This is a genomic window from Streptomyces sp. NBC_00448 (assembly GCF_036014115.1).
Classification (GTDB): Bacteria; Actinomycetota; Actinomycetes; order Streptomycetales; family Streptomycetaceae; genus Actinacidiphila.
Map to the genome: position 1 here is coordinate 6923951 of NZ_CP107913.1, position 26878 is coordinate 6950828.

Annotated in this window: 15 protein-coding genes; 6 read left to right on the top strand and 9 right to left on the bottom strand. The window is 72.4% G+C overall.

Going from position 1 to position 26878, the window contains the following annotated elements; all coding sequences use genetic code 11:
• Nucleotides 1-67 precede the first annotated feature (67 nt).
• Genes pyk through pta form a run of 3 tightly spaced genes read right to left on the bottom strand, consistent with a single transcriptional unit; the run spans nt 68 to nt 4768 of the window.
• Nucleotides 68-1486 (bottom strand): pyruvate kinase, encoded by a 1419-nt coding sequence (gene pyk / locus OG370_RS29955; protein ID WP_328469691.1) that lies wholly within the window; start codon nt 1484-1486, stop codon nt 68-70.
• A gap of 52 nt (nt 1487-1538) precedes the next feature.
• A complete protein-coding gene (locus OG370_RS29960) occupies nt 1539-2690 on the bottom strand; it encodes an acetate kinase (RefSeq protein ID WP_328469693.1) in 1152 nt (383 codons plus the stop codon).
• On the bottom strand, nt 2687-4768 hold the full coding sequence (pta, locus tag OG370_RS29965) for a phosphate acetyltransferase (RefSeq protein WP_328469695.1): 2082 nt from the start codon (nt 4766-4768) through the stop codon (nt 2687-2689). The genes OG370_RS29960 and pta overlap by 4 nt, the downstream gene beginning before the upstream one ends.
• A gap of 288 nt (nt 4769-5056) precedes the next feature.
• On the opposite strand from pta, the gene OG370_RS29970 reads away from it, so the two are divergent.
• From OG370_RS29970 to OG370_RS29980, 3 genes are all read left to right on the top strand, one after another.
• Nucleotides 5057-6055: a 2-hydroxyacid dehydrogenase gene (locus tag OG370_RS29970; protein WP_328469697.1), complete on the top strand. Its 999-nt coding sequence runs from the start codon at nt 5057-5059 to the stop codon at nt 6053-6055.
• Between the two features lie 91 nt (nt 6056-6146).
• Nucleotides 6147-7172 (top strand): ATP-dependent 6-phosphofructokinase, encoded by a 1026-nt coding sequence (locus tag OG370_RS29975; protein ID WP_328469699.1) that lies wholly within the window; start codon nt 6147-6149, stop codon nt 7170-7172.
• Nucleotides 7173-7319: 147 nt separating this feature from the next.
• Nucleotides 7320-8999, top strand: a complete 1680-nt coding sequence (locus tag OG370_RS29980; RefSeq protein WP_328469701.1) for a glycosyltransferase — start codon at nt 7320-7322, stop codon at nt 8997-8999.
• Between the two features lie 45 nt (nt 9000-9044).
• Here OG370_RS29980 and glgB read toward each other — a convergent pair whose 3' ends face one another.
• The 4 genes from glgB to OG370_RS30000 all read right to left on the bottom strand — a co-directional run bounded on the left by glgB (nt 9045) and on the right by OG370_RS30000 (nt 17012).
• Nucleotides 9045-11540 carry a 1,4-alpha-glucan branching enzyme gene (gene glgB, locus OG370_RS29985; protein WP_328469703.1) on the bottom strand — a complete coding sequence of 832 codons (2496 nt, stop codon included), beginning with the start codon at nt 11538-11540 and terminating at the stop codon, nt 9045-9047.
• The gene (locus OG370_RS29990; RefSeq protein ID WP_328469705.1) at nt 11537-13006 is read right to left on the bottom strand and encodes a maltokinase N-terminal cap-like domain-containing protein; all 1470 of its coding nucleotides are present in this window, start codon (nt 13004-13006) and stop codon (nt 11537-11539) included. Before OG370_RS29990 ends, glgB begins: the two co-directional genes overlap by 4 nt.
• Nucleotides 13007-13329: 323 nt before the next feature.
• A complete protein-coding gene (treS, locus tag OG370_RS29995; protein ID WP_328469707.1) occupies nt 13330-15030 on the bottom strand; it encodes a maltose alpha-D-glucosyltransferase in 1701 nt (566 codons plus the stop codon).
• Entirely contained in the window at nt 15027-17012 is a 1986-nt protein-coding gene (locus OG370_RS30000; protein WP_328469709.1) for an alpha-1,4-glucan--maltose-1-phosphate maltosyltransferase, read from the bottom strand. The genes treS and OG370_RS30000 overlap by 4 nt, the downstream gene beginning before the upstream one ends.
• A gap of 666 nt (nt 17013-17678) precedes the next feature.
• Between OG370_RS30000 and glgP the strand changes: the two genes are divergently transcribed.
• Nucleotides 17679-20300, top strand: a complete 2622-nt coding sequence (gene glgP / locus OG370_RS30005) for an alpha-glucan family phosphorylase (RefSeq protein ID WP_328469711.1) — start codon at nt 17679-17681, stop codon at nt 20298-20300.
• 89 nt (nt 20301-20389) lie between these two features.
• Here glgP and OG370_RS30010 read toward each other — a convergent pair whose 3' ends face one another.
• On the bottom strand, nt 20390-20605 hold the full coding sequence (locus OG370_RS30010) for a cold-shock protein (RefSeq protein WP_328469713.1): 216 nt from the start codon (nt 20603-20605) through the stop codon (nt 20390-20392).
• Between the two features lie 119 nt (nt 20606-20724).
• Complete coding sequence (locus tag OG370_RS30015; RefSeq protein WP_328474536.1) at nt 20725-22335, bottom strand: M4 family metallopeptidase; 1611 nt, start codon at nt 22333-22335, stop codon at nt 20725-20727.
• A gap of 436 nt (nt 22336-22771) precedes the next feature.
• On the opposite strand from OG370_RS30015, the gene OG370_RS30020 reads away from it, so the two are divergent.
• Together OG370_RS30020 and OG370_RS30025 are read left to right on the top strand one after the other, a co-directional pair.
• A complete protein-coding gene (locus OG370_RS30020) occupies nt 22772-24592 on the top strand; it encodes an ABC transporter ATP-binding protein (RefSeq protein ID WP_328469714.1) in 1821 nt (606 codons plus the stop codon).
• The gene (locus OG370_RS30025) at nt 24592-26565 is read left to right on the top strand and encodes an ABC transporter ATP-binding protein (RefSeq protein ID WP_328469716.1); all 1974 of its coding nucleotides are present in this window, start codon (nt 24592-24594) and stop codon (nt 26563-26565) included. The genes OG370_RS30020 and OG370_RS30025 overlap by 1 nt, the downstream gene beginning before the upstream one ends.
• Nucleotides 26566-26878: the final 313 nt, after the last annotated feature.

A 26878-nucleotide genomic window follows, 5' to 3' on the forward strand; every position in this document is an offset into this window, starting at 1 on the left:
TTCGGCGAACAGCAGCGGCCACGTACCCCCTCCCACAGGGGTGCGTGGCCGCTGGTCGGTCGGGCCGTCAGTTCCCGAGGTGGTGCACCCGGACCAGGTTGGTGGTGCCGGGCACGCCGGGCGGGGAGCCGGCCGTGATGATGACGGTGTCGCCCTTGGCGTACTCCGAGAGCTTGAGCATCTCCCGGTCGACCAGCTCCACCATCGCGTCGGTGTTGTCGACGTGCTCGACCACGAACGTCTCGACGCCCCAGGTCAGCGCGAGCTGGTTGCGGGTGGCGGGGTCGGTGGTGAACGCGACCACCGGCTCGGGCACCCGGTAGCGGGCCAGCCGGCGGGCGGTGTCACCGGACTTGGTGAACGCCACCAGGGTGCGCGCGTCGAGGAAGTCGGCCAGCTCGGCCGCCGCGCGGGCCACCGCGCCGCCCTGGGTGCGGGGCTTCTTGCCCGGCGCCAGCGGCTGGAGCCCGCGGCAGAGCAGCTCCTCCTCGGCGGCCTCCACGATCCGCGACATCGTCTTGACCGTCTCGATCGGGTACTTGCCGACCGAGGACTCCGCCGACAGCATCACCGCGTCCGCGCCGTCCAGGATCGCGTTGGCCACGTCGGACGCCTCGGCGCGGGTCGGCCGGGAGTTGGTGATCATCGACTCCATCATCTGGGTCGCCACGATCACCGGCTTGGCGTTGCGGCGGCACAGCTCGATCAGCCGCTTCTGCACCACCGGCACCCGCTCCAGCGGGTACTCCACCGCGAGGTCGCCACGGGCCACCATCACGGCGTCGAACGCCATGACGACGTCCTCCATGTTCTCCACCGCCTGCGGCTTCTCCACCTTGGCGATGACCGGGACCCGGCGGCCCTCCTCGTCCATCACGCGGTGCACGTCGCGCACGTCCTTGGCGTCCCGGACGAAGGAGAGCGCGACCATGTCGACGCCCATCCGCAGCGCGAACCGCAGGTCCTCGATGTCCTTCTCGGACAGCGCGGGCACGTTCACCGAGGCACCGGGCAGGTTGATGCCCTTGTGGTCGGAGATCACGCCGCCCTCGACCACCAGCGAGCGGACCCGGGAGCCCTCGACCTCGATGACCCGCAGGGCCACGTTGCCGTCGTTGATCAGGATCGGGTCGCCCTGCGAGACGTCGCCGGGCAGGCCCTTGTAGGTGGTGCCGCAGATCGTCCGATCCCCGGGCACCTCCTCGGTGGTGATGACGAACTCGTCGCCGGCCACCAGCTCGACCGGTCCGTCGGCGAAGGTGGCCAGCCGGATCTTCGGCCCCTGGAGGTCGGCGAGGATGCCGACCGCGCGACCGGTCTCCTCGGCGACCTTGCGCACGCGCTGGTACCGGTTCTCGTGCTCGGCGTGGCTGCCGTGGCTGAAGTTGAGGCGGGCCACGTTCATACCGGCGTCGACCAGCGTCTTGAGCTGGTCATACGAGTCGACGGCGGGACCCAGGGTGCAGACGATCTTGGCTCGGCGCATGGGCGCTATCCTATCGGTTTGTTCCGCTCCGGAATAATCTGGGTGTCAGTCCTCAACCGCTCACCAAGCGGTAAGTATCCCGCGCGATCTCGAACTCCTCATCAGTGGGGACCACCGCCACCGCCACCCGGCTGGCGGCGGTGGAGATCAGCCGGGCGCCGCCGGCCCGGATCGCGTTGTGCACCGGGTCGAGCGCGATGCCCAGGGCATCCAGGTCGCGCAGGGCGGCGGCGCGGACCGCGGCGGAGTTCTCGCCGACGCCCGCGGTGAACGCGATCGCGTCGACCCGCCCGAGCACCGCGGTGAACGCGCCGACGTAGCGGCGCAGCCGGTGGACGTAGACGTCGAAGGCGAGCCGGGCGGCCGGGTCGCCCTCGCCCATCCGGCGGCCGATCTCCCGCATGTCGTTGTCGCCGCACAGGCCCAGCAGGCCGGACCGCTTGTTGAGCAGGGCGTCGATCTCGTCGCTGCCCATGCCGCCGACCCGCTCCAGGTGGAAGACCACCGCCGGGTCGATGTCGCCCGAGCGGGTGCCCATCACCAGGCCCTCCAGCGGCGTCATGCCCATCGAGGTGTCCACGCACTCCCCGCCCCGCACCGCCGACGCCGAGGCGCCGTTGCCCAGGTGCAGCACGATCACGTTGACCTCGGCGGGCTCCCTGCCGAGCAGCGCGGCCGTGGCCCGGGAGACGTAGGCGTGCGAGGTGCCGTGGAAGCCGTAGCGGCGGATGCCGTACCGGTCGGCGGTGGCCGCGTCGATCGCGTAGCGGGCCGCGGCCTCCGGGATGGTGGCGTGGAAGGCGGTGTCGAAGACCGCCACCTGCGGCAGGTCCGGGCGCAGCTCGCGGGCGACCTTGATGCCGGTGATGTTCGCCGGGTTGTGCAGCGGCGCGAGCGGCACCAGCTTCTCGATCTCGGCGACCACCTCGTCGGTGATCAGGGTCGGCTCGGTGAAACGGGTGCCGCCGTGCACCACCCGGTGCCCGACCGCGGCGAGCGCGGGCGAGTCCAGGCCCAGGCCCTGCTCGTCGAGCTGCCGCGCGACCTGCCGCAGCGCCTCGGCGTGGTCGGCGACGCCGCCCTCCTCGCCGATCCGCTCCACCACGCCGGCCGCGGGCCGGGAGTGGTCGGCCATGTCGAGCAACTGGTACTTCACCGACGAGGAGCCGGAGTTGAGCACGAGTACGCGGGTCGCCGCTGTCACCGGGGGTCCCCCTGGGCCTGGATCGCGGTGATCGCGACCGTGTTGACGATGTCCTGCACCAGCGCGCCCCGGGACAGGTCGTTCACCGGCTTGCGCAGCCCCTGCAGGACCGGGCCGACCGCGACCGCGCCGGCCGAGCGCTGCACGGCCTTGTAGGTGTTGTTGCCGGTGTTGAGGTCGGGGAAGACCAGCACCGTGGCCTGGCCGGCCACCGCGGAACCGGGCAGCTTGGTGGCGGCGACCACCGGGGAGACCGCCGCGTCGTACTGGATCGGGCCCTCGACCAGCAGGTCGGGCCGCTGCGCGCGGACCAGGTCGGTGGCGGCCCGCACCTTGTCCACGTCGGCGCCGGAGCCGGAGGTGCCGGTGGAGTACGACAGCATCGCCACCCGCGGCTGCACGTCGAAGCGCGCCGCGGTGCCCGCCGCCTGGATCGCGATGTCCGCGAGCTGCTCGGCGTCCGGGTCCGGGTTCACCGCGCAGTCGCCGTAGACCAGCACCCGGTCGGCCAGGCACATGAAGAACACCGACGAGACGATGGCCGCGCCCGGCCGGGTCTTGATGATCTCGAAGGCCGGGCGGATCGTGGCGGCCGTGGAGTGCACCGCGCCCGAGACCATGCCGTCGGCCAGGCCCTCCTGCACCATCAGGGTGCCGAAGTACGACACGTCGGCGACCACGTCGTACGCCAGCTCGTAGCTGATGCCCTTGTGCGCGCGGAGCTCGGCGTACAGGGCGGCGAAACGGTCCCTCAGCGGCGAGGTGTGCGGATCGACGATGTCCAGCGCCGGGTCGTCCAGGCCGATGCCGAGGTCGCCGGCCTTCTTGCGGACCACGTCCTCCTCGCCGAGCAGGGTCAGCTCGCACACGCCCCGGCGCAGCAGCACCTCGGCGGCCCGCAGGATGCGCTCCTCGCTACCCTCCGGCAGCACGATCCGCCGCTTGTCGGACCTGGCCCGCTCCAGCAGCGCGTGCTCGAACATCATCGGGGTCACCCGCGCGGAGCGGGCCACCGACAGCCGGTCGGTCAGCTCGGCGGTGTCCACGTGCGTCTCGAACAGGCCGAGCGCGGTCTCCGCCTTGCGCGGGGTGCCCGCGCCGAGCTTGCCGTCCAGGCCGAACAGCTCGGTCGCGGTGAGGAACGACCCGGTCGGCACCGCCACCACCGGCGTGCCGGGGGCCAGCCGGTCGGCGAGCTGGAGGATGTCGGGGCCGGGCTTCTCGCCCAGCGTCAGCAGCACGCCCGCGATCGGCGGCGACCCGGCCGAGTGCGCCGCCAGCGACCCTATGATCAGGTCGGCGCGGTCGCCCGGGGTGACCACCACGCAGCCCGTGGTCAGCGCCGGCAGGAACGTCGGCAGCATCGCACCGCCGAAGACGAAGTCCATCGCGTCCCGGGCCAGCCCCGCGTCATCGCCGAGCAGCACCTCCGCGCCCAGCGTCTCCACGATCTGCCGGACCGTCGGCGCCGACAGCGCCGGCTCGTCGGGCAGCACGTACACCGGTACGTCCAGGCTGCGCCGCAACTGGTCGGTCGCGGCGTCGAGCTGCGCCGGGTCCACCCGGTTGGCGATCATCGCGATCACGTCGCAGCCGAGGTTGGTGTAGGCGTGGTGGGCGTTGCGGACCTCGGCGACCACCGACTCGGCGCTCTGGTCGCGGCCGCCGATCACCGGCAGCACCGACGCGCCGCACTCGTTCGCCAGCCGGGCGTTCACTCCCAGCTCGGCCGGCAGGTTGGTGGCGGCGAAGTCCGAGCCGAGGATCAGCACCGTCTCGAAGCTCCGGGCGACCCGCAGATAGCCCTCGACCAGCCGCGCGGTCAGCGCCTCCTGGCCCTGTTCGGCCTGGAGCGCGGCGGCCTCCTCGTATCCCATGCCGAAGAATGTCGCCGGGTCCTGGGTGAGCCGGTAGCGGCCGCGCAGCAGTTCGAAGATCCGGTCGGGGGTGTCATGGACCAGCGGACGGTAGATCCCGACCCGGTCCACCTGCCGGGTCAGCAGCTCCATTATTCCGAGCTCCACGACCTGGCGGCCGTCGCCACGGCCGATGCCCGTGACATAGACGCTGCGCGTCACCCCTGTGCTCCGTTCCTGCCGAACCCGTGCCGCGGGCCGGCTCCGGCCCGCGCGGTGTGTGTAGGTGCGTACGTGCGCAGATCGCGCGTACGTACAGCAGACGCTAACGCCCCAACCGGGCGAATGCCCGACCAGGGCGGGGCATACCGGGGACGCGTCGGGGGACGGACGGTGCGCTGGGCCGTTCGGCTCAGCCGGCCGGGCGCGCTCCGGCGGCTCCGGCGGGTCCGGCCGGCGGAACCGGTTGTGCACGTAGAGTGAGAGGGAGTGAAGAGGGAGGGCGGTGCCATGGAGGTCCTGGCCACCGGAGTGCAGCGCGACGAACGGCCCCTGCTGGAGCGCGCCTTCGCGCCGCGGCACGAGGTCCGCTGCCTGGAGACCGTCCTGACCGCCGACACCCTGCCGCTCGCCGCAGGCTACGAAGCGGTGTCGACCAGCGTCAACGCGGTCCTGGACGCGCCCGCGCTGGAGGCGCTGGTGCGCGGCGGCACCCGGCTGATCGCCCAGCGCTCGACCGGCTACAACAACATCGACCTCGCGCACGCCGAGCGGCTGGGCCTGACCGTGGCCCGGGTGGCCCGCTACTCCCCGTACGCGGTGGCGGAGTTCGCGTGGGCGCTGGCGATGGCGCTCAACCGCCGGATCGTGCGGGCCGCCTCGCGCACCCGCGACTTCGACTTCCGGCTGGACGGCCTGCTCGGCCGCGACTTCCACGGCCGCACCGCCGGGGTGATCGGCACCGGGCGGATCGGCTCGGCGTTCGCCTCGATCGCCCGCGGCTTCGGCATGCGGCTGCTCGGCTGGGACATCTCGGTCAGCCCGCAGTGCCAGGAGATGGGGATGGAGTACGTCGAACTGGACCGGCTGCTGCGCGAGTCCGACCTGATCAGCCTGCACGTGCCGCTGATGCCCTCCACCCACCACCTGCTCGGCGCCCGGCGGCTGTCCGAGCTGAAGGACGACGCGATCGTGGTCAACACCAGCCGCGGCGCGCTGATCGACTCCGGGGCGCTGGTGGACACGCTGCGCGAGGGCCGGCTCGGCGGGGTCGGGCTCGACGTGTACGAGGAGGAGGCCGGTGTCTTCTTCTACGACAAGTCCCTGGAGGTGATGACCGACGACACCCTGGCGCGGCTGCTGACCTTCGCGCAGGTGCTGGTCACCTCGCACCAGGCGTACTTCACGGTGGACGCCGTGGAGGAGATCGTGGCGGCGACCGTCCGCAATGTGGACGACTTCGTCGTCGGGCGGATCACGGAGTGCACCCTGATCCCGAAGTCCCCGTGACGCCGGGGGCCCGTTCTGCCGACCCGCGAGGGCGGTGCGGACCCGCGCCCGACCCGCGAACCGCTATCCGTGTCTCCTGGAGATATCGCCCATGCGCATCGGAGTGCTCACCGCCGGCGGCGACTGCCCCGGCCTCAACGCCGTCATCCGATCGGTCGTGCATCGTGCGCTGACCGGCCACACGGACGAGGTGATCGGCTTCGAGGACGGCTTCGTCGGCCTGCTCGAAGGCCGGTTCCGCGAACTCGACCTCAACTCCGTCAGCGGCATCCTGGCCCGCGGCGGCACCATCCTCGGCTCGGCCCGGCTGGAGCGCGCCCGGCTGCGCGAGGCCGCCGACAACGCCGACGAACTGTGCGCCGCCTACGGCATCGACGTGCTCATCCCGATCGGCGGCGAGGGCACGCTGACCGCCGCCCGGATGCTCTCCGACGCCGGGATGCCGGTGGTCGGGGTGCCCAAGACCATCGACAACGACATCAACGGCACCGACCGCACCTTCGGCTTCGACACCGCCGTCACCGTCGCCTCCGAGGCGATCGACCGGCTGCAGACCACCGCCGAGTCGCACCAACGGGTCATGGTGGTCGAGGTGATGGGCCGGCACGCGGGCTGGATCGCCCTGGAGGCGGGCATGGCCAGCGGCGCGCACGGCATCTGCGTGCCCGAGCGGCCCTTCGACCCGGCCGACCTGGTGGACATGGTCGAGAAGCGCTTCGCCCGCGGCAAGAAGTTCGCGGTGGTCTGCGTCGCGGAGGGCGCGCACCCGGCGAAGGACACCATGGACTACGGCGTCGGCGCCATCGACAAGTTCGGCCACGAGCGCTTCACCGGCATCGGCACCACCCTCGCCCGCGAGTTGGAGACCCGGCTGGGCAAGGAGGCCCGCCCGGTCATCCTCGGCCACATCCAGCGCGGCGGTGTCCCCACTCCGTACGACCGGGTGCTGGCCACCCGCTTCGGCTGGCACGCGGTCGAGGCCGCGCACGCCGGTTCGTTCGGGCACATGACCGCGCTGCACGGCACCCGGATCATGATGGTGCCGCTCGCCGACGCCATCACCCACCTCAAGACCGTCCCCGAGGACCGGATGGACGAGGCCGAATCGGTGTACTGACCGCCGGGGCCGTTCACTTGAGGCCCGTCATCCGAGTCCGTCGTCCGAGGACCTTCACCCGCCGGTCAAGTCCCGTACAACTCTTCGCCACGTTCGGCAGTCTCCCAAGCAAAGCACTGTTCAAGTGGTGCGTGGAGGGGAATTGCCGTGCTGAAGGCCAGTATTGTCGTACCCGTTTACAACGCCGGAGAGTACATAGACCGTTGCGCTCCGTCGCTGACCGGGCAGACCATCGGGCCGGACGCCTATGAGGTCATTTACGTCGACGACGGTTCCACCGATGACTCGGCAAAGCGGCTGGCCCGGTTGGCCGAGGAGTTCCCGCACGTCAGAGTGCATGAGCAGGAGAACTCCGGCTGGCCGGGAAAACCCCGCAACGTGGGGATCAGGCTGGCCCGGGGCGCGTATGTGCACTTCGTCGACCAGGACGACGAACTCGCCCCCGACGCACTGGAACGGCTGCACGCGCTCGCGGTGCGCAACGGCTCCGACATCGTGTTCGGAAAGGCGCACGGCGAGATGCAGGGGCCCGGGAACATCTTCCGGCACACCCGGGAGCGCTGCTCGGTCCAGGACACCGAACTCTTCGAGACGCTCACCCCGCACAAGATGTTCCGCCGCGACTTCCTGCTGGAACACGGCATCGAATTCCCCGAGGGCCGGGTCCGGTTGGAGGACCAGCTCTTCCTCGCCCGCGCCTACCCGCTGGCCAGGACCGTCTCCATCCTCGGCGACCGCCCGGTCTACCACTGGCAGCGGCGCGGCGACGGCGGCAACAACAGCAGCCGGCCGCCCAGCCCCGAGGACTACTACGGGCACCTGCGCAACGTGGTGCGCGCGGTCAAGGAGCGCTCCGAGCCCGGCGAGGTCCAGGACCGCATGCTGCGCCGCAACTACCGGGTGGAGATCCTCCGTCCGGTCACCGAGCCCCGGGTGCTCCAGCGCACCGGCAAGCAACTGGAGCGCCACTTCCGGATCGTCCGCGACCTGGCCCGCGAGGAGTTCCCGCCCGGTGTCGCCGCCGGACTGCCCGGCATCGCGGGGCTGCGGGCCCACCTGCTGGAGCAGGGCAACCTCGACGGGCTGGTCGCACTCGGCCGCCGTTCCCAGGACATCCGGCTGCGCGTCGAGGTCGGCGCCGCGCGCTGGCACGGCGGCCGGCTCACGCTGCCGCTGCGGGTCTGGCTGGCGCACGCCGACGGCAGCCCGGTCACCCTCGCCCGGCAGGACGACGGCCGCCTCCTGCTCGACCCCGGGCTGCTGGCCGACATACCCGGCCAGGACACGTGGGAGGTCAAGGACCCCTTCGCGTACGCGCACGGCGAGGTGCTGGTCAAGGACCCCCGGCAGACCCTGTACTGGTACCCGGAGAACGACCTGCGCCCGCGGCTCGAGGACATCGGGGACGGCCGCTGCCACGTCGTGCTCGCCGCCGACACCGTCATCGACCCGCTCACCCTCGCCGGCGGCGGCCCCCTGGACCCCGGGCGCTACGAACTGTGGCTGGACGTCCAGTCGCTGGGCGTGGGCCGCCGCCCGCGAGTGATCCTCCCCGCGAGCGCCCGCAGCGCCGGCCACCCCGGCCGGCACGCCGCCCGCCTCGCCGTCGTCGGCACCCCGCCGCGCATGGTCGTGGCCGGCTGGAACGGCCCGGGCGGCCAGCTCCAACTGCGCGTCTCCCCGCCGCAGAAGACCTCCCTGCGGCGCGCCGTGCTGATGCGGGCGGCCGCCGACGAGCGGCTGCGTTCCCCCGCGAAGGCCGTCTTCCGCCGCCTGCCACCGTCCGCCCGCGCCCACCTGCGCCGCACGCTGCGACCCGACGTCTGACCCGCGGGCGGGCGGCGCGGCGCGGCCACCCGCGGCGCGGCCGGCTCAGTCGATGGCCGGCCGCAGCCAGACCGTGGCGAGCGGCGGGACGGTCACCGTGATGCTGTGGCGCCGGCCGTGCCAGGGCGACGGCTCGCTCTTGACCGGCCCCTCCACCCGCACGCCGCTGCCGCCGTAGCGGGTCTCGTCGGTGTTGAGCACCGCGGTCCAGACCCCTTCGGGGCAGCCGAGCCGGTAGTCCTGGCGGACCACCGGGGAGAAGTTGCTGACGCACATCAGCGGGCGCCCGGCGGTGTCGTAGCGCAGGAAGGACAGCGTGTTGTCCTCCGCGGCGCCGCCGTCTATCCACTCGAAGCCGCCCGGGTCGGTGTCGCGCTGCCACAGCGCGGGCGTCGCGGTGTAGACCGCGTTGAGGTCGCGGACCAGGTCGCGCACCCCGCGGTGGTCGCCGGCCGCGGAGTAGGTCTCGTCCAGCAGCCACCAGTCCGGGCCGCTCTCGTGCGACCACTCCGCGCCCTGGGCGAACTCCTGCCCCATGAAGAGCAGTTGCTTGCCCGGGTGGGCCCACATGTAGCCGAGGTAGGCGCGGTGGTCGGCCCGCCGCTGCCACCAGTCGCCGGGCATCTTCTCGACCAGCGCCCGCTTGCCGTGCACCACCTCGTCGTGCGAGATGGGCAGGACGTAGTTCTCGCTGTACGCGTACACCATCGAGAACGTCATCTCGTTGTGGTGGTACTTGCGGTGCACCGGCTCGTGCGCCATGTACTCCAGCGTGTCGTGCATCCAGCCCATGTTCCACTTCAGGCCGAAGCCGAGGCCGCCGAAGCCGGTCGGGCCGACCTGGTGGGTGGGGCGGGTGACGCCGTCCCACGCGGTGGACTCCTCTGCGATGGTGACCGCGCCGGGGCAGCGCCGGTAGACGGTGGCGTTCATCTCCTGGAGGAAGGCCACCGCGTCCAGGTTCTCCCGGCCGCCGTACACGTTGGGCAGCCAGTCGCCGCCCTCCCGGGAGTAGTCGAGGTAGAGCATCGAGGCCACCGCGTCGACCCGCAGGCCGTCGATGTGGAACTCCTCGCACCAGTACACCGCGTTGGCCACCAGGAAGTTACGGACCTCGGTGCGGCCGAAGTCGAACTCCAGGGTGCCCCAGTCGGGGTGCTCGGCGCGGCGCGGGTCGGCCGGTTCGTACAGCGGCTCCCCGTCGAACCGGGCCAGCGCCCACTCGTCCTTCGGGAAGTGCGCCGGCACCCAGTCCATGATCACGCCGATGCCGGCCCGGTGCAGCGCGTCCACCAGGAACCGGAAGTCGTCCGGCGAGCCCAGCCGCGAGGTCGGGGCGTAGTAGGAGGTGACCTGGTACCCCCACGAGCCGCCGAAGGGGTGCTCGGCGACCGGCATCAACTCCACGTGGGTGAAGCCGAGTTCCTGCACGTAGGCGGGCAACTGCTCGGCCAGGCCGCGGTAGTCCAGGCCCGGCCGCCAGGAGGGCAGGTGCACCTCGTACACCGACAGCGGGGCGCGGTGCAGCGGGGTGTCCGCGCGGTGCGCCATCCACTCCGCGTCGTTCCAGTCGTACGACGACCGCGTGACGATCGAGGCGGTGGCCGGCGGGAGTTCGGTGGCGCGGGCCATCGGGTCGGCCTTCATGCCGCGCGAGCCGTCCGGGCGGGTGATCTCGTACTTGTAGGCGGTGCCGGGGCCGATGCCCGGGACGAACAGCTCCCACACGCCCGAGGAGCCCAGCGAGCGCATCGGCAGTCCGGTGCCGTCCCAGAAGTTGAAGTCCGCGGCCAGCCGCACCCCGCGCGCGTTCGGCGCCCACACCGCGAAACGGGTGCCGGTCACCCCGCCGTGCGTCATCGGCTCCGAGCCCAGCGCCTTCCACAGCTGCTCGTGCCGGCCCTCACCGATCAGGTGCAGGTCCAACTCGCCGAGCGAGGGCAGGAACCGGTACGGGTCCTCGACCACCAGCTCGCCGGCGTCGTACGTCACCGCGAGCTGGTACTGCGTCGGCACGTCGGCGAGGGGGAGCAGCGCGGAGAACAGTCCGTCGCCCTCCGCGGCCAGTTCGCTGCGTTCCCCGTCCACGACGACCGCGACGGACCGGGCGAACGGGCGCAGGGCCCGGAACCGGAGGCCCCCCGGCTCGGGGTGCGCTCCCAGCAGCGCGTGCGGGTCGTGGTGGGTGCCGTTGAGCAGCCGCCACTTTTCGTCAGGGCTGAGCCCGGAGCCGTCGTCGGCGGTGCCCTTGCGGTGTGGGGTGGCCGCTCCCTGATCTCTCGGGGTGCCCCCGGAGCCCCTGTCGGCAGCGGCACCGTTGCGGTTCGGGGTGGCCGCCACCGTCCCGGTGGGGCGGTTCGGTTCGTCCCGGACCACCGGGTCGGTGGCCGGTTGCTCGCGCAGTTCCGCGCGCCCCCTTGGTGCGGGGCCGCCCGAGGCGGCGGGGTGGGGGGTGGTGGCGTCGTAGCCGCGGGCGGCGGCTTCCGGGAGGGCGCCGTCACCGGGGGACGGCTGGCGCGGGGGCTGTGCGGCGGGGGTCACGGCGAGCACTCCTCGGATTCGGACGCGGACAGGGGGGACGGGGCCGGCGACGCGGCCAGGCGGGCCAGGGCGGAGAGCGGGATGGGCAGCCAGGCGGGACGGTGCCGGGCTTCGTACCGGGCCTCGTACACCGCCTTGTCGGTCTCGAAGGCCCGTATCAGCACGGGCTGTTCGCGCGGGTCGGTGCCGGCGACCCCGGCGTACCCGGCGCAGAACGCGTCGCGGTGCCTGGCGGCCCAGGGGCCGTTGCCGCTGTGGTGGGCGGCGTAGTCGAAGGACCGCAGCATGCCGGCGACGTCCTGGACCGGCGGCGCGGGGCGGCGCCGCTCGGCCAGCGGGCGGGCCGGTTCGCCCTCGAAGTCGATCAGCACCCACTCGCCGTCCGGCCCGCGCAGCGCCTGGCCGAGGTGCAGGTCTCCGTGGATGCGCTGGGCGATCACCACCCCGCCGGGACCGGTGCCCGCGCCGAGCTTGGCGAGGTCGTCGTAGGCGGAGCGGAGCGCGCCCGCGAAGGGGCGGACCGCGGGCACTTCGGCGGCGGTCTCCTCCAGCCGCCGGGTCATCGCGGCGGCGACCCGCTCCAGCGCGCGGTCGTCGAGCCGGTGCACCGGCAGGGCCGAGGCGAGCGCCTGGTGCACCTCGGCGGTGGCCCGGCCGAGCGCGGCCGCCTCGGCCCGGAAGTCGCCGTCCTCGGCCACCGACGCCAGCGCGAGCGCCCACCCGTCGGACGAGCCGGGCAGGAAGCGCTGGAGCACCCCGAGGGTGGTCGGCTCCCGGCCCCGCGCCGGGGCGCTGTCGCCGTCGTCGCCGTCCAGCCCCTCGAACCACGCCACCGGCTCGGCCACCCGCCGCGACCCGGCCCGGGCCAGCGCGAGCGACAGTTCCAGGTCCGGGTTGGTGCCGGGCGAGACCCGGCGGAAGAGCTTGAGGATGTAGCGGTCGCCGTAGACCACGGAGGTGTTGGACTGCTCCGCGGTCGACACCCGGGGGGCCAGCCCGGGCGGGAACTCGGCGGTCGGCTCGGTGGTGAAGCGCAGGTCCCCGCTGCGGCCGGGCAGTTTGAGCCGTTCCAGCAGAAGTGCGGCCATTCGGGGGTCGTGCGGTGCGTCGTAGAGGGTCAGCCCGTCGTACGGGCCGCCGACGGCCGGGCCGAGGGCGGTGCGCACCAGCGCGGACGGCAGCAGCGGATGCGCGCCGAGCAGGAGTTGGTAGCAGTCCGGCGGCCGGCCGGGCTGCTCCACGTCGACCAGGACGTGCAGCAGGCCGAGCGGGCCGAGTCGGCCACCCGGGGGAACCAGCTCGGTCGCGGCGGCCAGCCGGAAGTCGCCGATCGGCAGGCCCTTGCCGGCGAACCAGCGCTGTCGTGGCAGCCAGCCGCGCAGCAGCGGGTCGAGGGAGCGAAGCAGCCCCGGCACGAGATCGCGGCCGGTGACGGCGGGGACACGGGTCCAGGAGCTGTCCGACATGACGTCCTTTCCCCGGGGGAGTCGCGCACCCTGCCGCTGGGTCGAGCGGCGGATGCGCCAGCCTCCCGGATGACGGGTTCGGGCTGTCCGGCGACACGGGGAGCCTGCCCCGGCCGGGTGACAGGAAACCGCCGTACGGGCTGCTGCGGGTTTCGCTTGATCGTCCCAAAGGTGCGGGCCCCCCGCACCTCGGGCGCGGGAACGTAACCTCCCGGCGGTCGGACGTAACCGTCCGGGTGACGGAACGTTACGCCGAGGGGCCGGTCGAGCCCGGGGAGCCGGGGGAGCGGCCCAGTGGGGGCCGGTCCGCCCGGCCCCCGCCGTCAGGACGGGTCTCGCCGCAGCCGGAACCAGTAGAAGCCGTGCCCGGCCAGGGTGAGCAGGTACGGCAGTTGGCCGATCGCCGGGAAGCGCACCCCGCCGATCAGTTCCACCGGGTGCCGGCCCGCGAACTGCCGCAGGTCCAGCTCGGTGGGCTGGGCGAAGCGGGAGAAGTTGTTCACGCACAGCACCAGGTCGTCGCCGTCCTCCCGCAGGAAGGCGAGCACCGCCGGGTTGCTCGACGGCAGTTCGGTGAAGGAGCCGACGCCGAACGCCCGGTTCTGCTTGCGGATCTCGATCATCCGCCGGGTCCAGTGCAGCAGCGAGCTGGGTGAGCTCATCTGCGCCTCGACGTTGGTGACCTGGTAGCCGTAGACCGGGTCCATGATGGTCGGCAGGTAGAGCCGGCCGGGGTCGGAGGAGGAGAACCCGGCGTTGCGGTCCGGCGTCCACTGCATGGGGGTGCGCACCCCGTCGCGGTCACCGAGCCAGATGTTGTCGCCCATCCCGATCTCGTCGCCGTAGTAGAGGATCGGCGAGCCGGGCAGGGACAGCAGCAGCGCGGTGAACAGCTCGATCTGGTTGCGGTCGTTGTCCAGCAGCGGGGCCAGCCGGCGCCGGATGCCGATGTTGGCGCGCATCCGCGGGTCCTTGGCGTACTCCGCGTACATGTAGTCGCGCTCTTCGTCGGTGACCATCTCCAGCGTCAACTCGTCGTGGTTGCGCAAGAAGATGCCCCACTGGCAGTTCGCCGGGATGGCCGGGGTCTTGGCGAGCACCTCGGAGACCGGGTAGCGCGACTCGCGGCGCACCGCCATGAAGATCCGCGGCATCACCGGGAAGTGGAACGCCATGTGGCACTCGTCGCCGCCGGCCGGGAAGTCGCCGAAGTAGTCGACCACGTCCTCCGGCCACTGGTTCGCCTCGGCGAGCAGCACGGTGTCCGGGTAGTGCGCGTCGATCTCGGCGCGCACCTTCTTCAGGAAGCTGTGGGTGCGCGGCAGGTTCTCGCAGTTGCTGCCCTCCTCCTGGTAGAGGTAGGGCACGGCGTCCAGCCGGAAGCCGTCGATGCCCAGGTCCAGCCAGAACTTCAGGGCGGCCAGGATCTCCTCCTGCACCTGCGGGTTCTCGTAGTTGAGATCCGGCTGGTGGGAGAAGAAGCGGTGCCAGTAGTACTGCTTGCGGACCGGGTCGAAGGTCCAGTTCGACGTCTCGGTGTCCACGAAGATGACCCGGGCGTCGGAGAACTGCTTGTCGTCGTCCGCCCAGGTGTAGTAGTCGCCGTACGGCCCGTCCGGATCGCTGCGGGACGCCTGGAACCACGGGTGCTGGTCGCTGGTGTGGTTCATGACGAAGTCGATGATGACGCGCATGCCGCGCTGGTGGGTGGCGTCCACGAACTCCACGAAGTCGGCGAGGTCGCCGAACTCCGGCAGTACCGCGGTGTAGTCCGCCACGTCGTATCCGCCGTCCCGCAGGGGGGAGGCGAAGAACGGCGGCAGCCACAGGCAGTCCACGCCGAGCCATTGCAGGTAGTCGAGTTTGGCGGTGATCCCCTTCAGGTCGCCGACGCCGTCGCCGTTGCTGTCCTGGAACGAGCGGACGAGGACTTCGTAGAACACCGCCCGTTTGAACCATTCGGGATCACGGTCCTTGGCCGGCGTGTCCTCGAACGTGTCAGGAACGGGTTCGTTGACGATCAACTGAGTGACCCTCCGATCGATGGAGACGGTCGCAGCGACAGGACGTGCGCGGGCGCGCGGCCCGGTTCAAGGCGCACATAGTTGTCCCTGCCCCAGTGGTAGGTCTGACCGGATAGCTCGTCGCGTACCGGGAACGACTCGTGCCAGGAGAGCCCGAGCGCCGCCATGTCCAACGACACGGTGGCCTCCTGGGTGTGGAAGGGGTCCAGGTTGACGACCACCAGTACGACGTCGTCGCCGTGCCGCTTGGAGAACGCGAGCAGGGCTTCGTTGTCCACCGGGTGGAACGTGATGTCCCGCAGCTGCCGAAGCGCCGGGTGACGGCGGCGCAGCCGGTTGAGCGTGGTGAGCAGCGGGGCCAGCGAGCGCCCCTCGGCCTCGGCCTTGGCCCAGTCACGCGGCCGCAGTTCGTACTTCTCGGAGTCGGCGTACTCCTCGCTGCCGGGGTGCGCGGGGGTGCCCTCGCACAGCTCGAATCCCGCGTAGACGCCCCAGCTCGGAGAGAGGGTGGCGGCGAGCACGGCGCGGGTCTCGAAGGCCGGTCGGCCGCCGTTCTGCAGATAGGCGTGCAGGATGTCGGGGGTGTTCACGAAGAAGTTCGGCCGCATGTGGGCCGCGCCGTCCCCGCTCAGCTCCCGCAGGTAGTCGGTGAGTTCGGCGCGGCTGTTGCGCCAGGTGAAGTAGGTGTACGACTGCTGGAAGCCGATCTTGCCGAGGGTGGCCATCATCGCGGGGCGGGTGAACGCCTCGGCGAGGAAGATCACGTCGGGATCGGTCCGGTTGATGTCGGCGATCACCTTCTCCCAGAAGACCACGGGCTTGGTGTGCGGGTTGTCCACCCGGAAGATCCGGACGCCGTGCGCCATCCAGTGCCGCAGCACCCGCAGCGTCTCCCGCACGATGCCGGCGAAGTCCTGGTCGAAGGCGATCGGGTAGATGTCCTGGTACTTCTTCGGCGGGTTCTCCGCGTAGGCGATGGTGCCGTCGGCGCGGTGCGCGAACCACTCCGGGTGCTTCTCCACCCAGGGGTGGTCCGGCGAGCACTGCAGGGCGAAGTCGAGGGCGACCTCCAGACGCAGGTCGCGGGCGCGGGCCACGAAGTGGTCGAAGTCGGCGAGGGTGCCCAGGTCCGGGTGGACCGCGTCGTGGCCGCCCTCGGGCGAGCCGATCGCCCACGGCGAGCCGACGTCGTCGGGCCCGGGGGTCAGGCTGTTGTTGCGGCCCTTGCGGAACGCCGAGCCGATCGGGTGGATCGGCGGCAGGTACACCACGTCGAAGCCCATCGCGGCCACCGCGGGCAGCCGCTCGGCGGCGGTGCGGAAGGTGCCCGAACGCAGCCGCCCGTCCGGCCCGGCGGTCGCGCCCTCCGAGCGCGGGAAGAGCTCGTACCAGGACCCGAACAGGGCGCGCTCGCGCTCGACGTGCAGCGGCATCGGCCGGGAGGCGCTGACCAGTTCGCGCAGCGGGAAGCGGTCCAGCGCCGCCACCACCTCGGGGGCCAGCGCGGCGGCGTGCCGGGCGGCCGGGGCGAGGGCGGAGTCGCGCAGCACGTCCACCGCGGCGAGCACCGCGGGCCGGCCGTCGCCCTTGGGCACTCCGGCCGCGGCCCTTTCGTGCAGGTGCGCGCCCTCGGCGAGCACCAGTTCGGTGTCGATGCCGGCCGGGATCTTGATGCCCGCGGTGTGCCGCCAGGTCGCCACCGGGTCCGACCACGCCTCGACCGTGTACGTCCAGCGCCCTTCGGCCGTCGGAGTGATGTGCGCCCCCCAACGGTCGGTGCCCGGCGCCAGCTCCCGCATCGGCGTCCACGGTCCGGACCGGCCGGAGCCGTCGCGCAGCACCACGTTCGCGGCCACCGCGTCATGGCCCTCGCGGAAGACGGTGGCGGTCACCTGGAACCGCTCACCGACCACCGCTTTGGCGGGCCTTCTGCCGCAGTCCACACTCGGCTGGACATCGACGACGGGGATACGACCGATCATTTCCTCACCTGACAGCTCGGGACGGGACGGGCTCGACTGACGCGCGGGTGACTTCGGTGCACGGGGTATCCGGGACTGCCCGGGGAGGGGAGCCTCGCTACTTTTTAACTGTTCTTGGCCGAACCGGCTCGCCTGCGGGGTCCCTCCGGGAGGGGTTCACCCGGGTGGCTGCCGGTGCGGTGCGGTGCGGTGCGGTGCGGTGCGGTGCGGTGCGGTGCGGTGCGGTGCTGGTGCTGGTGCGGGGTCGCACACGTCCGAGCCTGCCCACGCTTCCCGGACTGAACGCACCCTCTGACGCCGTTTCGGTAGCGCGCGGCGAGTGCGCGCGTTCGTGGTGACCGATCCGCCGACCGGCCGCACCCCTTACGCACGCTCGGTGTGAGAGCTTCACGCCCCTTTGCGCGCCCCCGCGTACGCCTGCGGGTGGGCGAACGCCGCCGGTGAGCCGCTCGCACGCCGTCTCGTTCCAGGCACCAGCATCGCACCCCCTCGGTACCCCCGCAGCCCTCCGCGGCCTGCGGTGGACGTGCCCGCCGACCGGTCTCGAACGCGCCCGCGCCCAGGCCCGTCAGGCGTTCGCTTCCGTGAGCCTCCGTTCGGGCGTTTGGCCCTGGAGATCGTGGACAACCGGCCCGCCCCCCGGCCCACCGGGCTACGGTCGAAGGCGTGAAGGCAATCCGTCGATTCACCGTGCGCACCGTCCTGCCGGAACCTCTGCGCCCGCTGGGGGAACTGGCCGCGAACCTACGCTGGTCCTGGCACGAGGAGACCAGGGAGCTGTTCCGCAGCGTCCACCCCGAAGGCTGGCGGGCCGCCCAGGGCGATCCGGTCCGGCTGCTCGGCTCGGTCTCCAAGGAGCGGCTGGCCGCGCTCGCCGGCGACCGCCGCTTCCTGCGCCGGCTGACCGCCGCCGAGGAGGACCTCGCGGACTACACCGCCGGGCCCCGCTGGTACCAGGAGCAGAGCGACCTGCCCGCCGCCGTCGGCTACTTCTCACCCGAGTTCGGCATCACCTGGGCACTGCCGCAGTACAGCGGCGGCCTGGGCATCCTCGCCGGCGACCACCTCAAGGCCGCCAGCGACCTGGGCGTGCCGCTGATCGGCGTCGGCCTGCTCTACCGGCACGGCTACTTCCGGCAGAGCCTGTCCCGCGAGGGCTGGCAGCAGGAGCACTACCCCGTCCTCGACCCCAACTCGCTGCCGGTCAGCCCGCTGCGCGAGGCCGACGGCACCCCGGCCCGGGTCACCCTCGCGCTGCCCGGCGGCCGGACGCTGACCGCGCGGATCTGGACCGTCCAGGTCGGCCGGGTGCCGCTGCTGCTGCTCGACTCCGACGTCGAGCCCAACCAGCCCGCCGAACGCGACGTCACCGACCGGCTCTACGGCGGCGGCAGCGAGCACCGCCTGCTCCAGGAGATGCTGCTGGGCATCGGCGGGGTCCGCGCCGTCCGCGCCTACTGCCGGATCACCGGCCACCCCGAGCCCGAGGTCTTCCACACCAACGAGGGCCACGCCGGCTTCCTCGGCCTGGAGCGGATAAGGGAGCTGTCCCACGAGGGGCTCGACTTCGACGCGGCCCTGGAAGCGGTGCGGGCCGGCACCGTGTTCACCACCCACACCCCGGTCCCGGCCGGCATCGACCGCTTCACCCGCGACCTGGTCGCCCGCCACCTCGGCGACGGCGGCGAGCTGCCCGGCGTGGACGTCGGCCGGATTCTCGAACTCGGCCGCGAGACCTACCCCGGCGGCGACCCCGACCTGTTCAACATGGCCGTGATGGGCCTGCGGCTGGCCCAGCGCGCCAACGGCGTCTCCACGCTGCACGGCGCGGTCAGCCGGCAGATGTTCGCCGGGCTGTGGCCCGGGTTCGACCCCGAGGACGTGCCCATCACCTCGATCACCAACGGCGTGCACGCGCCCACCTGGGTGGCGCCGGAGGTGCTGCGGCTCGGCAGCCGCCAGTTCGGCGCCTCGCGCGCCGAGGACGCCCTGATGATCGGCGGCGCCGAACGCTGGGAGGCGGTCGCCGACGTGCCCGACGCCGCGGTGTGGGAGCTGCGCCGCACCCTGCGCGAGCAGCTCGTCGAGGACGTGCGCAGCCGGCTGCGCGCCTCCTGGCGGCAGCGCGGCGCGAACGACGCCGAACTGGGCTGGACCGACCACGTCCTGGACCCGGACGTGCTCACCATCGGCTTCGCCCGCCGGGTGCCCTCCTACAAGCGGCTCACCTTGATGCTGCGCGACAAGGAGCGGCTGGCCGCGATGCTGCTGCACCCGGAGCGGCCGATCCAGATCGTGGTGGCCGGCAAGGCCCACCCCGCCGACGAGGGCGGCAAGCGGCTGGTCCAGGAGCTGGTGCGGTTCACCGACGACCCCCGGGTCAGGCACCGCATCGTCTTCCTGCCCGACTACGACATGCGGATGGCCCGCACCCTCTACCCCGGTTGCGACGTCTGGCTCAACAACCCGCTGCGCCCGCTGGAGGCGTGCGGCACCTCCGGGATGAAGGCCGCGCTCAACGGCTGCCTCAACCTGTCCGTCCTCGACGGCTGGTGGGACGAGTGGTACGACGGCGAGAACGGCTGGGCGATCCCGACCGCCGACGGCGTCACCGACGAGGACCGGCGCGACGAACTGGAGGCCGCCGGGCTCTACGACCTGCTGGAGCAGCAGGTCGCCCCGCGCTTCTACGACCAGGGCAGGAACGGCCTGCCGCAGCGCTGGGTCCAGATGGTCCGGCACACCCTGAGCACGCTGGGCCCCAAAGTGCTCGCCGGGCGGATGGTCCGTGACTACGTCCGGCAGCTCTACGCCCCGGCGGCCCGCTCGCACCGGGCCGTGCGCGGCCCGGCCGCGGCCGAACTCGCGCAGTGGAAGCGGCGGGTGCGCCAGGAGTGGCCGCGGGTCGCGGTCGACCACGTGGAGACCGTCTCCGCCGAGGGCGCGGTGGACGACGCCGCGGAGCTGGGCTCCACCCTCACGCTGCGGGTGCAGGTCGCGCTCGGCGGCCTCGACCCCTCCGACGTGGACGTCCAGTTGCTGTCCGGGCCGGTGGACGCCGCGGACCGGCTCACCGCGCCCGCGGTGCAGTCGCTCAAAGCGGTGGCGCGCGCCGACGTGGCGGGCCGCTACACCTTCGAGGGACCGCTCACCCTGGACCGGACCGGCGCCTTCGGCTACACCGCCCGGGTGCTGCCGGCCCATCCGCTGTTGGCGACCCCGGCCGAGCTGGGCCTGGTCGCGGTCCCGCCGGAGACCGAGGGCATGACGGCGGGCGTGCTGCGCTAGCGAAGCGCCCCGGGCAGGGGGGAGGCCCGCACCGATGTGCGTGGTGCGGGCCTCCGCTCAGCCACTGGGGTGAAGCCGGACGGCGGTCCTCAGACCGCGCTGTCGAGCATGCGGATGTTCTCCGCCTGCGGGCCCTTGTTGCCTTGGGTGACGTCGAACTCCACCTTCTGACCCTCCAGCAGCTCCCGGTAGCCGGTGGCCATGATGTTGGAGTAGTGGGCGAAGACGTCGGAGCCGCCGCCGTCCTGCTCGATGAAGCCGAAGCCCTTTTCCGAGTTGAACCACTTCACGGTTCCGGTTGCCATAATCCATCTCCTACGGGGTGGTGCGGGTTTCCAGAACCGCACTGTACGGAATCGGGCCCCAGGGGACGATCACCCCACACCGGTGGAAACCGGCAAAAATCACTCCGGCTGACGGCCGATCAGTCGACCCGGCTGCCGACGCCGATCGCCGCCCAGGTGTCGGCCACCGTGTTGTACGTGGCGCTGCCCGCGCCCCACAGGTCGGCCGCGGCCTGGAGGGACTGGGTCCGGGCCTTGGCGTAGTTGGTGGTCGAGGTGAAGTACTCGGTCAGCGAGGTGTACCAGAGCTTGAGCGCGTTGTCCCGGCCGATGCCCGGCACCGACTGGTTGTCGTAGGTCGGGCTGTTGTACGACACCCCGTTGACCACCTTGGCGCCGCTGCCCTCGGAGAGCAGGTAGAAGAAGTGGTTGGCCGGGCCGGAGGAGTAGTGCACGTCCAGGCCGCCGAGGCTGGAGGACCAGTAGTCCTTGGAGGCGCCGTCCTTGCTGGGCTTGTCCATGTAGCGCAGCGGTGAGCCGTCGCCGTTGATGTCGATCTTCTCGCCGATCAGGTAGTCGCCCGGGTCGGCGGCGTTGTCGGCGTAGAACTCCACGCCGGTGCCGAAGATGTCGGAGGTGGCCTCGTTGAGGCCGCCGGACTCACCGGAGTAGTTCAGGCCCGCGGTGGCCGCGGTGACGCCGTGGCTCATCTCGTGGCCGGCCACGTCGATCGCGGTCAGCGGGTGGGCGTTGCCCGAGCCGTCGCCGTAGGTCATGCAGAAGCAGGAGTCGTCCCAGAAGGCGTTGACGTAGTTGTTGCCGTAGTGGGTGCTGGAGTACGCGGCCCGGCCGTCGTCGGCGATGCCGTTGCGGCCGAAGGTGTTCTTGTAGAAGTCCCAGGTCTCCTGGGCGCCGTAGGCCGCGTCCACTCCGGCGGTCTGCGCGGTGGTGCCCTTGCCGTCGCCCCACACGTCGTCGGTGTCGGTGAAGAGGGTGCCCTTGCCGGAGCTGGCGTGGTTCAGGTTGAACGTGCTGTGGCCGCCGCGGCTGCCGTCGGTCAGCGCGTACGACGAGCCGGACTTGGTGGTGGTGATGTTCACCTGGCCGCTGTACTCGCTGTTGCCGACGCTGTTCTCTATGCCCTGGTACTGGTAGAGCTTCGCGCCGGTGGTGGCGTCGGTGATGACGTGCAGCTCGTTCGGGGTGCCGTCGTCCTGGAGGCCGCCGACCACCGACTCCCAGGCGAGCGTCGGGGTGCCGCTCGCCGCCCAGACCACCTTGCGGGGCGCTGCCGACGCGGTGGGGGAGGCCGCGCCCGCGGCCTTCGCGGCGCTCAGGGCGTACGACCGGGCGGAGGAGGCGCTCCTGGCGGCGGTCTCGGTGGGCACCGCGATCGTCGCGTCGGTGGCCCGGTCCACGCCGGTGGTGCGGCCGGCCGCGTCCGTCGCCACGACGAGGTCGCCGCCGAGCACCGGCAGGCCGTCGTAGGTGCGCTCGTAGCGGGTGTGCAGGCCGCCGTCGGCGGCCTTGACCACGTCCCGGACGACCAGGCGCTCCTTCGCGCCCAGGTGCAGGGACGTGGCGGTCGCGGCGCTCGCGTCCTGCGCCTGGGCGAGCAGGGTGCCGCGCTGCGCGGGGGACAGCGAGGCGGGCAGGGCGCCGGACCTCGGCTGCGCGTGGCCGCTCGCGGCGGCCGTGCCCGGGTCCGGGGCGGCGGCCGCGGTGTTCGCCGGGAGGGCCACCGCGAGCATCGCGGCGCCGGCGAGCAGGGCGCCGGCCGCGGTGCGAGCCGCGTGGGGTGGACGGGGGGTGCGGGACGTGCGGAGGGTGTGTCGCACTCGTCGCTCCTTCTGCGTCGGCCGCGGAGTGGCGGCCGGGACAGTCCGGACAGCAGGGGATGGTGAGCCGCCGGATGGTGGGGGTGGAGAAGAGGACTGCGTGGTGCGGATAGCTCCGTGGTGCTGCTGTGGAACGGGCCACAGAGTGGCATTCTTTACCTGTCCATGTCATGACTATGGGGCGAACTTGGCCGAAACTCGTTCGTTCACCGGGGAGTTGAGTTCGCATAACGGACAGAGGGGACGCGTGTTCGCCGGTCGATCAGCCGGGCGTACCCGGTCGCACCGGCGGGCCGTCCGGCCGGAAAACCGGATGAGGGCTGTCACAGGGTGGGCCTAGTGTCGACAAGTGACCTCTCCCACCAGCGATACGACCGCGCCGGAAAACCGCCACCGATCCACCGTCCGCTCCCTGGTCCGCCTGTGGCCGTACGTCAGACCGGTGCGGGTGAGACTGGCGGTCTCGGCGGTCGTCGCGGTGGTGGCGTCCTGCATGTCGCTGTTCATCCCGCTGGTGCTGAAGTGGATGGTCGACGGGCCGGTCCAGGACCGCGACCCGGGCGGGGTCTGGCTCGGCGGCGGGCTGGTGCTGCTGCTCGGGCTGCTGGAGGCCGGCCTGTTCGGCGTGCGGCGCTGGCTGGTGGCCCGCCCGCTGGCCGGCGTCGAGGCGGCCATGCGAAAAGACCTCTACGAGCACTTGCAGCGCCTGCCGGTGGATTTCCACGACCGGTGGGCATCGGGCCAGTTGCTCTCCCGGGCCACCATGGACCTGCAGATCCTGCGGATGTTCCTCGCCTTCCCGCTGGTGTTCCTGGTGGTCAACGGGGCCACGATCCTGATCGGCTTCGCGATCCTCTTCAGCCAGTCCTGGCTGCTCGGGCTGCTGCTGCTCGCCCCGGCCGTCCCGCTGATGATCCTGTGCTCGTACTTCGAGACCAGCTACGCGCTCGCCGCCCGCCGGGCCCAGGACCAGGCCGGCGACCTCGCCACCCTCGTCGAGGAGTCCGTGCTCGGCATCCGCATCATCAAGGCGTTCGGCCGGCACCGCAGCCAGGCCGACGCCTTCCGCCGGCAGACCCGGGAACTGTGGGACACCGAGATCCACAAGGCGCGGCTGCTCTCCAACCTCTGGGCGGTCATCATGACGCTCCCGGAGATCGCGCTCGGCGCCGCGCTGGTGGTCGGCTCGCTCCAGGTCGCCGACGACAAGCTGTCGGCCGGCACCCTCGTGGCGTTCCTGTCCACCGCGCTCGCGCTGCGCTGGCCGGTCGAGTCGATCGGCTTCCTGCTCGCGATGAGCAACGAGTCGGCTACCGCCGCCGACCGCTACTTCGAGGTCTGCGACACCCCGACCGCGGCCGACGCCACCGGCACCGGCGACGACGCCCGGCCCGACGGCATCCGGCTGGAGGACGTCCGCTTCCGCTACCCCGACGCCCCGCCGCACAGCCCTGAACTGCTGCGCGGCATCGACCTGCACATCCGCCCCGGCGAGACGATGGCGCTGGTCGGCGCCACCGGCTGCGGGAAGACCAGCCTGACCGCGCTGCTGCCCCGGCTGCACCGCGCCACCGGCGGCCGGATCACCCTGGACGGCGTCGACACCGCGGGGCTGGCCGCCGACCGGCTGCGCGCGCTGGTCGCCGTCGCCTTCGAGGAGCCGACGCTCTTCTCCGCCACCGTGCGGGAGAACGTGGCGATGGGCGCGGGTCCGGGCGGCGCCGACGAGGAGGCGGTGCGGCGGGCGCTGGCCGTCGCGCAGTGCGACTTCGTGGACGCGCTGCCCCAGGGCCTGGACACCCAGGTCGGCGAGCAGGGGCTGAGCCTGTCCGGCGGGCAGCGGCAACGGCTCGCGCTGGCCCGGGCGGTGGTCGGCCGCCCGCAGTTCCTCGTGCTGGACGATCCGCTGTCCGCGCTCGACGTGCACACCGAGGCGCTGGTCGAGGCCGCGCTGCGGGACGTGCTGCGGGAGACCACCGCGCTGGTCGTCGCCCACCGGCCCTCGACGGTCATGCTCGCCGACCGCGTCGCCCTGCTCGCCGACGGCCGGATCACCGCCGTCGGCACCCACGCCGACCTGCTGCGCGACAGCGCCGAGTACCGCTATCTGATGTCGGGCGGCGCGCAGGAGCACGACGAACTCGCCGCGCTCGAAGGGAGCGACGCCTGATGACCCCCTCGGCCGCCACCACGACGGGACCCACGCCGGACGCCCCGGACCCCAAGGGCACCCAGGGTTCCCCGGACCTCACGGGCGCCGCGACCGGCACCGTCCCGAGCCCCGCGGCGAGCACCGCGCCCGCCGCGCCTGCCGCAGCCGCATCCGCCACGCCCGCGCCGCCCGGCGACGGCGACCCGTTCGACCGGGACGTCCTCCCCGCGCCGCGCAACGCCCAACTCCGGCTGCTGCGCTCCCTGCTGCGCCCGCACTCCAAACGGGTGTGGGCCGCGGCGATCTACCTGCTGATCCAGCAGGCCGCCGTCCAGGTCGGCCCGCTGCTGGTCGCCTACGCCATCGACCACGCCATCCCCGCGGTCCGCGACGGCCGGCACGGCCCGCTGATCGCGGTGGCCTGCGGCTACATCGGCTGCGGCATCGCGTCCGGCACGCTGCAACGGGTGTTCATCAGGGCCGCCGCCCGGGTCAGCCAGGACGTCCTGGTCGACCTGCGCGGGCGGATCTTCCGGCACGCCCAGACGCTCAGCCTCGACTTCCACGAGCGCTACACCTCCGGGCGGCTGATCGCCCGCGCCACCTCCGACGTCGAGTCGATCCGCGAACTGCTCAACGACGGCCTCGACGAGCTGATCGAGGTCGTGCTCTCCGCCGTCTACATCACCGCCCTGCTGCTCTTCCTGGACTGGAAGCTCGGCCTGCTCACGCTGGTGTCGTACGGCCCGCTGTACCTGGCCATCCGCAGCTACCAGGGCCGCGCCGTCGAGGCGTACCGCAGGCGCTCCACCGCGATCGCCGCGGTCATCGTGAAGTTCACCGAGACGATGAACGGCATCCGCCCGGTCAAGGCGTTCCGCCGCGAGCAGCCCAACGACGAGGCGTTCGCCGAGTTGAACGGGCGGCACTACCAGGCCAACGGCGACGCGATCCTGGAGATGGCGCGCTACGTCGTCTGGTCCCGGCTGATCGCCAACATCACCATCGCCGGGATCGTGCTGTGGGGCGCCTACCGGGTGGCCGGCGGCGGCATGGCGCTCGGCGTGCTCGCCGCGTTCGTGCTCTACCTGCGGCGGCTGTACGACCCGATCGACCGGCTCGGGATGTTCCTCAACTCCTACCAGTCCGCGGCCGCGTCGCTGGAGAAGATCGCCGGGCTGCTCGCGCAGGCGCCGACCGTGCCGGAGCCGGAGCGGCCGGAAGCGCTGCCGGCCCGCGGCGACGACGCGCTGCCCGGCCGCGAGGTCGTCTTCGACGCCGTGCGGTTCGCCTACCGCACCGGCGGCGAGGTGCTGCCCACCTTCGACCTGCGCATCCCCGCCGGGCAGACGGTCGCGGTGGTCGGCGCGACCGGCGCGGGCAAGTCCACGCTCGCGAAGCTGCTCGCCCGTTTCTACGACCCGACCGACGGCCGCGTGCTGCTCGACGGCGTGCCGCTGCGTGACCTTGCCCGGGACGATCTGCGCCGGGGCGTGGTCATGGTCACCCAGGAGGCGTTCCTCTTCTCCGGCACCGTCGCGGAGAACATCACCATCGGGCGGCCCGACGCCACCCGCGAGGAGATCGAGGCCGCGGCGAAGGCGATCGGCGCGCACGACTTCATCGCCGCCCTGCCCGACGGATACGACACCGACGTCCGCAAGCGCGGTGGCCGGATCTCGGCCGGGCAGCGCCAACTCGTCGCGTTCGCCCGGGCGCTGCTCGCCGACCCGGCCGTCCTCATCCTCGACGAGGCGACGTCCTCGCTCGACGTCCCCGGTGAACAGGCCGTCCAGCACGCCATGGACACCGTGCTGCGCGGCCGTACCGCGGTGATCATCGCGCACCGCCTGTCCACGGTGGAGATCGCCGACCGGGTCCTGGTGATGCGGGCCGGCCACGTCGTCGAGGACGGCACCCCCGCCGAACTCATCGCCGACGAGGGCCACTTCGCCGGGCTGCACCAGGCGTGGCAGGACAGCCTGGTGTAGCGCCCGCGCGCCGGCTACGGCGCAGGAGCGAGAGCCGCGCCCCGCCCGCCGTCATCGGCCGTGGCGGGGCGCGGCGTTGGCGGCAGCAGGGCGCTGTGGTGGAGGTGGAGCAACTGCTCGTGGGCGGCGGTGAAGAGCCCGCGGCCGGTGCCCGGCGCCACGTCGTCGGCGGCGCGCGGGGACGGCAGGGGCAGGGCGCCGAGGTGCTGGGGCGGGCCGGGCCGGCCCGCCGCGCCCAGGATGCGCAGGAGAGCCTGTTCCCGGCTGCGGGTGGTGGGGCGGGGGGTCGGACCGGCGGTCGGTACGGGGAGAG

Bases quoted from the DNA above. Each gene is read 5' to 3' on its own strand.
- pyk (WP_328469691.1), bottom strand. From the start codon at position 1,486: ATGCGCCGAGCCAAGATCGTCTGCACCCTGGGTCCCGCCGTCGACTCG.
- OG370_RS29970 (WP_328469697.1), top strand. From the start codon at position 5,057: ATGGAGGTCCTGGCCACCGGAGTGCAGCGCGACGAACGGCCCCTGCTG.
- OG370_RS29975 (WP_328469699.1), top strand. From the start codon at position 6,147: ATGCGCATCGGAGTGCTCACCGCCGGCGGCGACTGCCCCGGCCTCAAC.
- OG370_RS29990 (WP_328469705.1), bottom strand. From the start codon at position 13,006: ATGTCGGACAGCTCCTGGACCCGTGTCCCCGCCGTCACCGGCCGCGAT.
- OG370_RS30000 (WP_328469709.1), bottom strand. From the start codon at position 17,012: ATGATCGGTCGTATCCCCGTCGTCGATGTCCAGCCGAGTGTGGACTGC.
- OG370_RS30010 (WP_328469713.1), bottom strand. From the start codon at position 20,605: ATGGCAACCGGAACCGTGAAGTGGTTCAACTCGGAAAAGGGCTTCGGC.
- OG370_RS30015 (WP_328474536.1), bottom strand. From the start codon at position 22,335: ATGCTCGCGGTGGCCCTCCCGGCGAACACCGCGGCCGCCGCCCCGGAC.
- OG370_RS30025 (WP_328469716.1), top strand. From the start codon at position 24,592: ATGACCCCCTCGGCCGCCACCACGACGGGACCCACGCCGGACGCCCCG.